Source organism: Saccharopolyspora tripterygii, from assembly GCF_054778355.1.
In genome coordinates, this window is sequence record NZ_BAAGZP010000011.1 from 106,300 (window position 1) to 119,454 (window position 13,155).

The 13,155-nt window shown below is 70.0% G+C and carries 11 protein-coding genes; 4 read left to right on the plus strand and 7 right to left on the minus strand.

The annotated features are described in order from the left end of the window. Window positions 1-3: 3 nt before the first annotated feature. Complete coding sequence (locus ACYVF3_RS10520; protein WP_461154028.1) at window positions 4-666, minus strand: response regulator; 663 nt, start codon at window positions 664-666, stop codon at window positions 4-6. After that, a complete protein-coding gene (locus ACYVF3_RS10525) occupies window positions 663-2,273 on the minus strand; it encodes a sensor histidine kinase (RefSeq protein WP_461154029.1) in 1,611 nt (536 codons plus the stop codon). The genes ACYVF3_RS10520 and ACYVF3_RS10525 overlap by 4 nt, the downstream gene beginning before the upstream one ends. A gap of 163 nt (window positions 2,274-2,436) precedes the next feature. Here ACYVF3_RS10525 and ACYVF3_RS10530 point away from each other — a divergent pair, with 163 nt between their 5' ends. After that, a complete protein-coding gene (locus ACYVF3_RS10530; protein WP_461154030.1) occupies window positions 2,437-3,798 on the plus strand; it encodes a CitMHS family transporter in 1,362 nt (453 codons plus the stop codon). Between the two features lie 214 nt (window positions 3,799-4,012). On the opposite strand, the gene ACYVF3_RS10535 is transcribed toward ACYVF3_RS10530, so the two are convergent. Next, complete coding sequence (locus ACYVF3_RS10535) at window positions 4,013-4,813, minus strand: LuxR C-terminal-related transcriptional regulator (RefSeq protein ID WP_461154031.1); 801 nt, start codon at window positions 4,811-4,813, stop codon at window positions 4,013-4,015. 140 nt (window positions 4,814-4,953) lie between these two features. On the opposite strand from ACYVF3_RS10535, the gene ACYVF3_RS10540 reads away from it, so the two are divergent. Further along, window positions 4,954-6,645 (plus strand): AMP-binding protein, encoded by a 1,692-nt coding sequence (locus ACYVF3_RS10540; protein WP_461154032.1) that lies wholly within the window; start codon window positions 4,954-4,956, stop codon window positions 6,643-6,645. A 55-nt stretch (window positions 6,646-6,700) separates the two neighbouring features. On the opposite strand, the gene ACYVF3_RS10545 is transcribed toward ACYVF3_RS10540, so the two are convergent. The 4 genes from ACYVF3_RS10545 to ACYVF3_RS10560 all read right to left on the minus strand — a co-directional run bounded on the left by ACYVF3_RS10545 (window position 6,701) and on the right by ACYVF3_RS10560 (window position 11,298). Then, window positions 6,701-7,351, minus strand: a complete 651-nt coding sequence (locus ACYVF3_RS10545) for a GPR1/FUN34/YaaH family transporter (protein ID WP_461154033.1) — start codon at window positions 7,349-7,351, stop codon at window positions 6,701-6,703. Between the two features lie 317 nt (window positions 7,352-7,668). Then, window positions 7,669-8,667 (minus strand): glutathione S-transferase family protein, encoded by a 999-nt coding sequence (locus ACYVF3_RS10550; RefSeq protein ID WP_461154034.1) that lies wholly within the window; start codon window positions 8,665-8,667, stop codon window positions 7,669-7,671. A gap of 136 nt (window positions 8,668-8,803) precedes the next feature. Then, window positions 8,804-10,102 (minus strand): MFS transporter, encoded by a 1,299-nt coding sequence (locus ACYVF3_RS10555; protein WP_461154035.1) that lies wholly within the window; start codon window positions 10,100-10,102, stop codon window positions 8,804-8,806. A gap of 2 nt (window positions 10,103-10,104) precedes the next feature. Continuing rightward, the gene (locus tag ACYVF3_RS10560; RefSeq protein WP_461154036.1) at window positions 10,105-11,298 is read right to left on the minus strand and encodes a M20 metallopeptidase family protein; all 1,194 of its coding nucleotides are present in this window, start codon (window positions 11,296-11,298) and stop codon (window positions 10,105-10,107) included. Window positions 11,299-11,422: 124 nt separating this feature from the next. Here ACYVF3_RS10560 and ACYVF3_RS10565 point away from each other — a divergent pair, with 124 nt between their 5' ends. Then, window positions 11,423-12,445 carry an Lrp/AsnC family transcriptional regulator gene (locus ACYVF3_RS10565; RefSeq protein ID WP_461154037.1) on the plus strand — a complete coding sequence of 341 codons (1,023 nt, stop codon included), beginning with the start codon at window positions 11,423-11,425 and terminating at the stop codon, window positions 12,443-12,445. A 140-nt stretch (window positions 12,446-12,585) separates the two neighbouring features. Beyond that, complete coding sequence (locus tag ACYVF3_RS10570) at window positions 12,586-13,143, plus strand: snapalysin family zinc-dependent metalloprotease (protein ID WP_461154038.1); 558 nt, start codon at window positions 12,586-12,588, stop codon at window positions 13,141-13,143. The last annotated feature ends 12 nt before the right edge of the window (window positions 13,144-13,155 follow it).

Genomic DNA, 13,155 nt, shown 5'->3' on the forward strand with positions numbered 1-13,155 from the left:
TCCCTAACCGGGGAGAGGTTCGTACTGGTGCTCGGGGCGACCGCTGGCGCCGTAGCGCAACGTCATCGTGGCCTTGCCGTCCTGGGTGAGGGCTGCCAGGTAGCGCTGAGCCGTCGCGCGGGAAATCCCGAGCTCGTCGGCGATTTCAGCGGCGGAGCGGGCGCGACCGTCGTTGCGCAGGGCGTCGAGGACGAGCTGCGTGGTCTGCGTCGAGCGCCCCTTCGGCGCTGCGGGGCGGTCACCTTCGCGCAGCAGCCGCATGGCGCGGTCGATGTCCTCCTGGTCGACGGCACCTCCGGTCACGGGCAGTCGCGCGTGGTAGCGGGCGAAGGCGTTGAGCCGTTCCGCGAGCTGCTCGGCCGTGAACGGCTTGACCAGGTAGTTCAGCGCGCCCGCTGCGAACGCGGCGCGCACTGTCGCGGGGTCCGTGGCGGCGGTGAGCATGATGGCGTCGGTTTCGAGCTCGGCGAGCAGCGCGATCCCGTCGTGGTCGGGCAGGTAGTTGTCGAGCAGCACAAGGTCCGGGTTCCGCTCGGCGATGAGCTCGCGCGCCTGCTGCGCGGTGTGCGCCGTGCCCAGCACCCGGAAACCGCTGACGCGATCGGTGAACTCGGCGTGCACTTGCGCCACGCGGAAATCGTCGTCCACCACGACCACACCGATCACGACTTCGCCTCCTCGTTCGCCTGGGTTCCTTCTTCGATGGCGTTCGGCATCGTCGCCACGAACAGCGTGCCCGGTTCGTCGCCGGTCCCGGCGATCCGCACGTCCCCACCGAGGCTGCGCGCCGCCTGCCTGCACAGCGCGAGCCCGAGGCCGTTGCCGTGGGAGTCCTTGGAGGACACGCCTTCGACGAAGATGTCCTCGCGCAACCCTTCCGGAACACCGTCACCGCTGTCCACGACCGACACGTGCAGCGTGGTGCCGTCGGACAGCAGGTCGACCTCGACCCGCGGCGGGCGGGCGGTCCCGGCTCGCGCCGCGTCGATGGCGTTGTCGACGAGGTTGCCCACCACCGTCATCACCTCCACCGGAGCGCTCAGCGCCGCGGGCACCCAGCTCGTCTCCGCCAGTTCCAGATCGACGCCCCGCTCGGTGGCCACCGACTTCTTCGCCGACAGGAACGCCACCAGGTAGGGGTCCCGCACGGCTTCGGCGGCCGGCCCCAGCCCGCTGACCTCGCCGTGGGTCAACGCCTGCACGAACTCAACGGCTTCGCCGTGCCGACCGGTCTGCAGCAGACCGGACAGGGTGTGCAGGCGGTTGGTGAACTCGTGCCGTTGCGCGCGCAGGGTGTTGGTCATGCTCCGCACCTTGTCGAGCTCGCGGTTGAGCGCCTCGAGGTCGGTGCGGTCGCGCAAGGTGAGCACGCTGCCGAGCTGGAGGGTTCCGCGCGTGACCGGCCTGTGGTTGGCGACCAGCACCCGGTCCCCGGCCAGCGCGACCAGGTTGTCGGCCTCGCGTCGGTGCAGCAGCAGGTCCCGCAGCCGTGAGGGGATCTCCAGGTCGCTCGCCGGGGTACCGACCTCGATCGCGGTGCCGAGCAGCGTCTCGGCCTCGCGGTTGCGGACGGAGACGTCGCCGGAGGCGTCGACGGCGAGCACGCCCTCCCCGATCCCGTAGAGCACGGCTTCGCGCTGACGCACCAGTTCCGCGAGCTCTTCCGGTTCGAGCCCGAGCGTGCGCCTCTTGAGCAGCCGGGTGAGCCACGCGGCGCCCGCGATGCCGACCAGCAGGGCGCCACCGGTGAACGCCGCGGTCGTGCCGAGCAGCCGCAGCAGCGAGGTGTTGATGTCCTCGGCGTCGAAACCGACGCTGACCTGGCCGATCACCACTCCGTCGGGGGCGCGCAGCGGAACCTTGCCCCGGGCGGAGAACCCAAGGGTGCCGCGCTGCACGTTCACGACCTCCTGGCCCGCGAGGACCTGGCGCGGGTCGGTGCTGACGGGCTCGCCGATCTCGTCCGGGTTGGGGTGCGACATCCGGATGCCGCGCTTGTCGGTGACGACGACGAACAGCGCCCCGGAAGCGGCACGCGCCCGGGCGGCTTGTTCGCGGACCCCGGGCTGGTCGCCGCGCGCGACCGAGTCGGCGAGGTCGGTGTCGGTGGCCAGCACTTGGGCGGCGGTGAGGGCGCGCTGACCGTACTGGTCGACCAGGTGACGGTCCAGCAGCGACGCGACCAGGAAGAACCCGATCGTGGTGACCAGGGTGACCAACGCGATCTGCAGGAGCAGGGCCTGTCGCGCGAACCGCATCGGGCGGTGGGGCATCCCCCGACCCTACGTCGTGAGCAGAACGCGCAGAACGTGCTGAACGCGGCATACGCGGGCAACATCGACAAATCTCGTCAGCGCGACGTAGCTCACCTACGGTTCCCCGGAACGCAACGGAGCTGCAAGTAGGACCACCGGAGGTCCGCGGGAGGAGGACGCGTTGATCGCGCTACTCGGCTTGAGCATGGTGACGGTTTTCCTCTACCTGGTGATGAGCAAACGCCTCTCCCCGATGGTGTCGCTCATCGCGGTTCCCGCGACGTTCGCCCTGATCGGAGGCTTCGCGCCCGACCTCGGCGACATGATCACCGACGGCATCAAGTCGGTCGCACCGACCGCGGCCATGCTGCTGTTCGCCATCCTCTACTTCGGGATCATGATCGACGCCGGGCTGTTCGACCCGATCGCGCGCGGCGTGGTCCGCCTCACGCACAACGACCCGTTGCGGCTGATCATGGGAACCGTCGCGCTGGTCGCACTGGTGTCCCTGGACGGCGATGGCACGACCACCTTCATGATCACGGTGTCGGCGCTGCTGCCGATCTACCGCAGGCTGGGCGTGAGCCCGGTGGTGATGACCGGCCTCGCGTGCCTGACCAACGCGATCCTCAACGTCGTGCCCTGGGGCGGGCCGGCCGCCCGCGCGGCCAGCGCGCTGCGGCTGGACCCGCAGGAGCTGTTCGTCCCGATGATCCCGGCCCTGGCCGCAGGTCTGGTCACGGTGTTCGTGCTCGCCTACGTCCTGGGGCAGCGCGAGCGCGCCCGACTGCGCGCCGCCGCTCCGGCCCTGGCCGGCGCGGGCTCGGGCGTGTCGTACTCGGGCGGTTCCGGCTCGGGTGGTTCCGACTCGGCTGGTTCCGGGTCGGGCGACTTCGACGTGCTCGCTCCCGACCGCGAGTCGCTGCGCCCGAAGCTGTACTGGTTCAACGCCGGTCTGACCGTCGCGCTGCTGACCGCGCTGATCGTCGGTGTGCTGCCGATCTCGGTGCTGTTCATGATCGGCTGCGCGCTGGCGCTGATCGTCAACTACCCGAAGCTGGAGCAGCAGCGCGACCGCATCGCCTCGCACGCCGACAGCGTGGTGGCCGTGGTCGCGATGGTGTTCGCCGCAGCGGTGTTCACCGGGGTGCTCTCCGGCACCGGGATGATCGAGCAGATGGCGCAGTACCTGCTCACCGCGATGCCCGACGCGCTGTTCCCGTTCTTCAGCGTCATCGTCGCGGTGCTGAGCGTGCCGTTCACCTTCTTCATGAGCAACGACGCCTTCTACTTCGGCGTCATGCCGATCCTCGCCGAAGCCGGCGCCCAGCACGGGATCAGCGCGATGGAGATCGCCCGCGCCTCCCTGCTCGGCCAGCCCATCCACATGCTCAGCCCGCTGGTGCCCGCCATGTACGTCCTGATCGGCCTGGCCAAGGTCGACCTCGGCGACCACCACCGGTTCGCGATCAAGTGGGCCCTGCTGGTCTGCACCGTGGTCATCACCACAGGCCTCGCTCTCGGCCTCATCACCCTCCACTGACCCGACCTCCGACCCCGGAACGTCTGGTCGGTGGGGTGGGGAAGTTTTCATGAAAACTTCCCCACCCCACCGACCGACCTCCCCGGACATCACAACCGGAACCGGGACCGGCCCCTTCCTACGGATCGCGACGACGTCGACTTTCTCGTTCTTCGTCGTTGAAGTTCACGCCGTGTGAAAGGCGGGTTGTCGGCGGTGGAAGGTTCCCCGGCTCCTACAGCAGACCTGCGAGGCGAGCTTCGTGGACTGCTGCTGTGCGGTTGCGGACGGCGAGCTTGCGGGTGGCGTTGCGCAGGTAGGTCTTGACCGTTTGCGGGCTGAGACCCATCCGGGCGGCGATCTCCACGTTGGACGCTCCGATCTCGACCAGGCGCAGGGCCTCGATCTCGCGCGGGGCCAGGGAGCGCTCGCTGCTCACCGCCGGGGCCCTGCTGCCACCCAGGCTGTCGTGGATCCGGGTGAGGCGGGCGCGCAACGCCGCGTCGCCGGTCTCCTCGATGAGCGCGGCGAGCTCGTTCAGCGGGTCGGGTTCGCGGAGCGCGGGGTCCGGCCGCAACCGGCTCTCGACGTCGCGGGACAGCTGCGCGGCCACGACCTCCGCCGTGCGCAGCGCGCGGTCGCCCAGCGGCCGGTGATCCCGGACCGCCCCGTAGATCACGCCCCGCACCGCACCGCCGACCTTGATGGGCAGAGCGTACACCGAGGTGAGGCGTTCCTGGCGCACCACGATGGCGTCGTACTCGTGGGTGATGTCGGTCGTGCGGGCGTAGTCGTTGACGCGGTGCGCGACGCGGTCGCGCAGGACCCTGCCGCCGAGCCCGGTGCCCCGGCCCACCTCCAGCCCGCGCAACCCCGACCCGAAGGTGCCCTTCAGCCGGCCGATCACCAGCTGGTCCGGTGTCGCCGACGTGCCGCCGCCGAACACGACCGGAATTCCGCTCGATCGCGCCAGCCAGCTCAACCGTTCCGGCAGGAGCCGGTCGATCCAGCCGGCCACCTGGACATCGTCGTCCATGCTCGCTCCTCCCCGCTTCTCGTGGGTGAATACCCCACAACGGCCGATCACCGCTACCCCCACGGGTGGGTGTCCGCTCGCCCAGCGAGCGGTGCACTCTCGTCCCCGGACAGCGTCGTCACATCGAAGGGGAAACCGCAATGGACGTCACCGGGGCATACCGGGAAAGCCGCGACCAGCTCCTGGCGCTCCGCGGAGAGCACGCACGCGCGGTCACCGACTTCCGCTGGCCGGATCTCGGCGAGCGGTTCAACTGGGCGATCGACTGGTTCGACGCGATCGCCCGCGGCAACGAACGCCCGGCGCTGGTCATCGTCGAGGAGGACGGTTCCGAGCTGCGGCGGTCCTTCGCCGACATGGCCGCCGCCTCCGATCGCCTGGCGGGCTGGCTGTCCGCCAGGGGCGTGCGCGGCGGCGACTCCGTCGTGCTCATGCTCGACAACCAGGTCGAGCTGTGGGAATCGATGCTGGCGATCATGAAGCTGGGCGCGGTGATCGTGCCGACCACGACCGCGGTGGGACCGGCCGAGCTGATCGACCGGATCTTCCGCAGCGGTGCCCGGCACGTCATCGCCAACGCCGCCGACACGAGCAAGTTCACCGACGTGCCCGGCGACTACGGCCGCATCAGCGTCGGTGCCGCCGACGGGTGGGCGGACCTGCGCGAGGCCGCTTCCTCCCCCTCCCGTCCGGTGACCCATCCGGGCACCCGGCCGGGAGATCCGCTGCTGCACTACTTCACCTCCGGCACGACCTCGCGCCCGAAGCTCGTCGAGCACACCCAGGTCTCCTACCCCGTCGGGCACCTGACCACGATGTTCTTCCTGGGCCTGCGACCGGGCGACGTGCACCTCAACATCTCCTCGCCCGGCTGGGCCAAGCACGCGTGGTCGTGCTTCTTCGCCCCCTGGATCGCCGAGGCGACCATCCTGGTGTGCAACTACCGGCGGTTCGACCCCGCCATGCTGCTCGACCGGCTGCGGCAGTGGGAGGTTTCGACGTTCTGCGCCCCGCCCACGGTGTGGCGGATGCTCATCAACTCCGACCTCGGCGAGCGGCCCGGCGCGCTGCGGGAGGTCATCGGCGCGGGCGAACCGCTCAACCCGGAGGTCATCGAGCAGGTCGAGCGCGCGTGGGACCTGAAGCTGCGGGACGGGTTCGGGCAGACCGAGACGACGGCGCAGGTCGCCAACACGCCCGGCTCCGAGCTCCGCCCGGGATCGATGGGCCGCGCCCTGCCCGGCGTTCCGGTCGTGCTGGTCGACCCGGCGACGGGCCGGCCGGTGGACGGTCCCGGCGAAGGCGAGATCTGCCTGGACCTCGCCCAGGAACCGTTGCCGCTGATGACCGGATACCGCAACGACGCCGAGCGCAACGACGCGGCGATGGACGGCGGTTTCTACCACACCGGCGACGTCGCGACGATCGACGAGGACGGCTACATCACCTACGTCGGGCGCACCGACGACGTGTTCAAGGCCAGCGACTACAAGATCAGCCCGTTCGAGCTGGAATCGGTGCTGATCGAGCACCCGGCGGTGGCCGAGGCGGCCGTGGTCCCCTCGCCCGACCCGGTGCGGCTCGCGGTGCCCAAGGCCTACGTCGCGCTGGCTCCCGGTCACGCACCCGACAAGGCGACGGCCTTCGAGATCCTGCGCTACGCGCGCGAGCACCTCGCGCCCTACCAACGGGTTCGCCGCCTGGAGTTCTTCGACCTCCCGAAGACGATCTCGGGCAAGATCCGCCGCGTCGAACTGCGCGCCCGCGAAGAGGACTCCGCGGGCCAGAACGTGGAGTGGCGCGACGACCAGTTCCCCGAGCTGCGCTCCTGAGCCTGACGACCGCGGGGCGCGGAGGTCGTTCCCGATCGCTCCGCGCCCCGCGGGGTCAGGCCCCCAGCACCGGGCGCCCGAGCGGCAGCCCGCGGCCGCCGGTCGCCTCCGACATCACGTGCAGGAACAGGTATCCGCCGAGCGCCGCGAAGCTGAACACGACGTACCCGCCGATCGCCTTCAGCTGCGCCGAATCCTGCACGGTGGCGATCAGGACCAGCCCGAGCGCGACCGCGATCAGCGCGAACAGCGCGGTGTAGGCGGCGGGCAGGCGCAGCGTCGCCGCGGTGAGCAGTGCGACGGCGATGAACCACGACGTCAGGAACACGGCTTGGGTGGCGGTCGCGCTCTCCGCGGGAACCCCGAACCAGTCGTGGGTCAACCCGAGGACGAGGAACCCGTAGCTGAGCCAGAACCCGGAGAAGACACCGAAGATGGATGCCACCGCGCTCTGACCTGCTCCGGCGGCCCACAACGCCGCGACGAGCTGGCCGATCCCGGTGGCGGCCAGGATGATCGCCACCGGAGCTCCCACGGCTTCGGCGGGCACGAACCCGGTCAACGTCATCCCGAGGGCGATCGAACCCACGACGAAGGTGGGCACTCCGATGAGCGAGGGGTCACCGGACAGAGGTCCGGAACGGGGTTCGGAGTTCTGATTCGCGAGTCTGTCGTGGTCCGTTGTCGCTGCGTCCGATGCGGTCACGATCCGCTCCTCTGCGGTGTTCGGTGCGCGATGCCACGGCGCCGCCCGGAGCCGGAACTGCTCGGCCCGTGTCGAACCGACGGCGTCGGAATTCAACGGGAGTTCCAGCGGAGAGGACTCCGAGGATCTCCGTTCAGCAGGTGAGCGTGAAACATGCCATGCCCCGGGAAATGCGGGCAATGAGTTGAGAACGGGTGGATCTCATCTCGGCACGAAGGGATTCGCGCAGCACTCGAACGGCTTTCGCGCGCAGCGACCGGTTCCCGCGCGCGGCCGTGGAGGTCGTGCTCCTCCTCGACCGCACGCGGCGCCCGGGGTCAGACCAGGTCGGGGACGCGTTCCGCGGCCGGCGGCGGTCCGGGCGGGGTGCCGTCGCCGAACGGACGTCCGCCGAGCTCCTCGCGGCCGTGAGGTTCCAGCAGACCGGTCAGGTCGGGACCCGCCGGGATGATGCCGGTGGGATTCACGTTGCGGTGCACCACGTAGTAGTGCTCCTTGATCTGCGGGAAGTCGATCGTGTCGCCGAAACCCGGGGTCTGGAACAGGTCTCGCGTGTAGTCGCGCAGCACCGGCATCTCGGAGACCTTGTGCCGGTTGCACTTGAAGTGCCCGTGGTAGACGGCGTCGAAGCGCACCAGCGTCGGGAACAGGTGCACGTCGGCCTCGGTGATGGTGTCACCGACCAGGAAACGCTGTCCGGCCAGCCGCTCGCTCAGCAGGTCCATCGCCTCGAACAGCTCGGTGAAGGCCTTGTCGTGGGCCTCCTGGGTCTGCGCGAACCCGGTCTTGTAGACGCCGTTGTTCACCTTGAACACCAGGTCGTTGACCTGGTCGATCTCGGCTCGCCGATCCTCCGGGTACAGCTCCGGCGCCCCGGGCCGGTGGTGCTCGCGCCATTCGCTGGAGAGGTCGAGGGTGATCTGCGGGAAGTCGTTGGTGACCGCCTGCCCGCTCGGGATGTCGACGATGGTGGGCACGGTGATGCCCTTGTCGTAGTCCGGGAAGCGCGCCAGGAACGCCTCCCGCAGCCGCTCGATGCCCAGCACCGGGTCCCGCCCGCCCGGGTCGAGGTCGAACTGCCAGCTCCGCTCGTCGTGGGTGGGCCCGGCGATGGCCATCGACAGCACCGGTTCGAGGCCCAGCAGCCGCCGCACGATGACCGCGCGGTTCGCCCAGGGGCACGCCCTGGCCACCACCAAGCGGTACCGGCCGGGTTCGACCGGGTACCCGTCGCGCCCGTCCGCGGTGATCCGCGTGGCGATGTAGTTCATGTCCCGCTTGAATTCACCAGCCATGCCCTGATCGTCCACCGGCATCCCCGTCTCGCCAAACGCACGCGCGTACCGGCGCGGCGGGAGGCGTGGGTGGAGGTGCGGGTGGAGGTGCGGGTGTGGGGTGAATTGGGTGGGTGGGGGAAGTTTTCATGAAAACTTCCCCCACCCACACCCCACTTCAGCGGGCGGAGACCGCCTCGGTTTCAGCGGGCGCCGGGGCGCGGGAGGTGTCGGCCAGGCTCCACGCGGCCACCGCGGACACCGCCGCCACCCCGATCAGGTAGTACGCCGGTGACATCGGGTTCCCGGTGAACTCCACCAGCGTGGAGAGGATCAGCGGGGTGGACCCGCCGAAGATGGACACCGCCGCGCTGTAGGCCAGTGACAGCCCGCTGTAGCGCACCTTCGTCGGGAAGGCCTCGGCGATCGCGGTGGAGATCGCCGCCAGGCTCGGCGCCATCAGCAGTCCGAGCAGCACGTAGGCGAGCGTGATCATCCCGAACGAGCCGGACAGGATCAGCTGGTAGATCGGCACGGCGAGCACCATCAGGGCCACCGGAGTGGCGACCAGGAACGGCTTGCGCCTGCCGATCCGGTCGGCCAGCACCGCCCACGCCGGACAGGTCACCAGCAGCGCGGCGATGCCCACCAGCATCGCGCTGAACATGTCCACCTGCGGGATGTGCAGCGTCTTGACCAGGAACGCAGGCAAGAACGCCTGGATCATGTAGGTGCATGTGGTGCCCGACATGATCAGGCCGATGACCTTGAGCACGCTCCGCCAGTGCTCCCGCAGCGTGATCATCAGCGGCGCGCCACCGCTGCTCCCGCCGGATTCGGCCTGGAACTCGGGCGTCTCGTCCAACCGCAACCGGAGGTAGAGCCCGATCGCACCGAGCGGGAGGGTGACCAGGAACGGGAGTCGCCAGCCCCATTCGGTGAGCGCCTCCGGCGAGAGGGCCAGCGACAGCAGCGCGCCGATCACCGTGGCCACCAGCGTGGCGGCGAACTGGGTGAACATCTGCCAGCTGCCGTAGAAGGTGCGCCGGTTGTGCGGCGCGTACTCCACCATGAACGCCGTGGCACCGCCGAACTCGCCGCCGGCCGAGAAGCCCTGCACCACGCGCGCGATCACGAGCAGGATCGGCGCGGCCACGCCGATCCCGTCGTAGTCCGGGAGCAAGCCCATGACGAACGTGGCCGCCGACATCCCGATGATGGAGATCGACAGCGTGGTGCGCCGTCCCATCCGGTCGCCGTAGTGGCCGAAGATCAGCGCGCCCAGCGGGCGCAGCACGAAGGACACGCCGAAGGCGGCGAAGGTGGCGATCAGGCTGTGGCTGCCCGGGAAGAAGTTCGCCGCGATCGCGGCGGCGAAGAACCCGTAGAGCCCGAACTCGAACCACTCGATGAAGTTGCCGATGGACGCCGCGAGCACCGCCTTGCGGCGCACCGGCATGGGGACGGAAGTGCTCATGATCAGTTCTCCACGTGGGTGCGGGCCAGGGCGAGTTCGGCGTAGAGGGTGGCACCGTCGGCGAGCACCGCATCGTCGAACATCGCGGTCGGAGAGTGGTTGTAGTCCGCGGTTTCCGGGTCGATCCCGTCGGGGACCGCGCCGAGGCCGATGAACCCGCCGGGCACCTCGTCGAGCACCCGCGAGAAGTCCTCGGAACCCGCCAGCGGGTTGGGCATGGTCAGGTGCCGCCCGTCGCCGAAGACCTCCTGGACGGTGCGGTCGACGAACGCGGTCTCCACGGCGTCCGTGCGGGTGACCGGGTAGCCCTCCCTGTACTCGACCTCCACGTCGACCCGGTGCGCGGCCGCGACCGCGCGCACCACGGCCACCGAGCGCTCCCGCACCAGCTCCCGCGTCTGCGGCGAGAAGGTGCGCACGGTGGCGCCGAAGGTCGCGTTCTCCGGGATGACGTTGACCGCGCTGCCCGCGTGCAGCGAACCGACCGAGAGCACGACGGGGTCGAAGATGTCGAATTGCCGGGTCACCATCGTCTGCAGCGAGGTGATCATCTCGCTGATGGCGGCGACCGGGTCCTGGGTTCGGTGCGGAGCAGACCCGTGCCCGCCCGACCCGCGCACCTGGACGTGCAGCTCGTCGGACGCCGAGAGCATCGTGCCGGGCCGCGTGACGAAGATCCCTTGCGGCGCGGTCGAGGAGAACACGTGCATCCCGTAGGCCGCGTCGACCCGGCGACCTGCCGCGTCGAGCACCCCCTCGTCGATCATGTGCCGCGCGCCGTCGTAGCCCTCCTCACCCGGCTGGAACATGAGCACCACGTCACCGCCCAGCCGGTCGCGGTGCGCGGACAGCAGCCGCGCGGCGCCGATGAGCATCGTGGTGTGCAGGTCGTGACCGCATGCGTGCATGGTGTCGCCGGTCTGCGAAGCGAAGTCGAGGCCGGTGCGCTCCCGGACCGGAAGACCGTCCATGTCGGCCCGCAGCAGCACCGACGGCCCGTCGCCACCGCGCAGCACCGCGGTCACCGAGCTCACGTCCCGGCCGGTGGTGACCTCCATCGGCAGACCGTCCAGGGCCGCGAGGACCCTCTCCTGGGTGCGGGGCAGGCGCAGCCCCACCTCGGGTTCTCGGTGGAACTCGTGACGGAGCGCGATCAGCTCATCACGCATCGACCGCGCGTCCTCGTTGACAGACAACGGCTACCTCCATTGGTGACCTGGTTCATAACGACACCGAGGCGCGTCAGTGTGCGATGTCGGCCGGGCCGGGCAAGAGAATTCGCGGGATTCGTGCATCGGCCCGCGCTTCAGGAGGTGATTCGTGCATTCGCTCCCCCCGGAACTGTCCGAAGAGGATCTGGCTCTGATCCACGCGCTGCAGATCGCGCCACGGGTCAGCTGGGCCGAAGCGGCGCGGGTGCTGGGCTCGACCCCGGCCGCGCTGGCGGCGCGATGGCAGCGGCTGCGGACGGCGGGGCTGGCGTGGCTGACGGTCCACGCCGGCCTGCGGACCCACGACGGTCTCGCCTTCATCGACCTGCGGGTGGACCCGGCGCGGCGCGCGGAGGCCATCGACAGGATCGTCCGGGATCACCGCGTCGCATCGGTCGAGGAGACCGCGCACGGTCGTGACCTGGCACTGACCGTGATCGTTCCGGACCACGACTCGCTGGCCACGTTCGCCCTCGACGAGCTGCCGACGGTCGCGGGGGTGCGGGCGGTGAACACCCACGTGGCCACCAGGGTCCACCGCCACGGCGCGGACTGGCGCCTCGATTCCCTCGACCCCGACCAGCAGGCCGCGCTGCGGGAGGCCGCTCGGCACGCCAAGAGCCCGTCCACCGGGCGCATCCCGGACTCCTACTGGCCGGTGGTGAAGAGCCTGGTCCAGGACGGCAGGCAGAACGCCGCCGAGATCGCCCGCTCGCTCGGGCGGGACCCGGCGACCGTGCGCAGGCAGGTCGCCCGCCTGCTGGACACCGACGCGCTGGCCTTCCGCTGCGAGGTGGCCGGTCTGCGGACCCGCTGGCCGATCGTGTGCAAGTGGTTCGCGCAGGTCCCGATGACGGAGCTGGACCACGCGGTCCGGTCGCTGTCGACGCTGCCGGAGCTGCGGCTGCTGGTGTCCACGGCCGGCCAGTCCAACCTGACGTTCCTGGTGTGGGCGCGCAGCACCGGTGATCTCATCCGCATCGAGAGGCTGGTGAACGAGAAGCTGCCGTCGCTGCGGCTGCTGGAGTCGGTCCTGACTCTGCGGACCCGCAAGCGCATGGGCTGGTTGCTCGACGAGCACGGCCGGGCCACCGGCGAGCTGACCCTCCCCCACTCCCTGCTACCGCGCTGACCTCGCGCTGGGCGTTCACCGACCACTGTGCGTATCTGGGAATGGCGGGTATCCGCCACTGTCCGTATCGGCGCAGGACTCCTGCTTAGCCTCCGGCGTGTTGATCGTTTCGACGAACGACGCCGACAGGAGGAGTCGACATGTCCAAGTTCTCGATCTCCACCGCGATCGCCGGTGCGGCGACCGCGATTCTGCTGGTGGCCGGTGCGCCGCTGGCCGGTGCGGTCCCCAGCGACGCCGCCGAGCCGCGCGTGATCACCTACGACGCCAGTCAGGCCGAGGAGTTCCAGGCCGCCATCGACGAGGCGGCCGAGACCTGGAACGGCCAGGTCGCCAACGTCAAGTTCGAGAAGTCGACCGGTGGGGAGGCCGACTTGACCGTCTTCGCCGACGACGGCTGGCCGCGCGCCCAGACCGAATCGCTCGGCGTCGGAACGGTGTGGATGGGGCGGGAGGCGGTCAACGAGGGCCACCACATCCCGCGCATCGCCACCCACGAGATCGGCCACATCCTCGGCCTGCCCGACGACCGGACCGGCGTCTGCGAGGACCTGATGTCCGGCGCCAGCGCGGGAACCGAGTGCCAGAACAACCTGCCCAACCCGACGGAGAAGGCCCAGGTCGACGAAAACTTCGCGCAGGGATTGGTGATCGAGCCCCAGCTGTTCACCGAGGCACCGGTCGCGGCGACTCGATGAGGCCACCGGCCG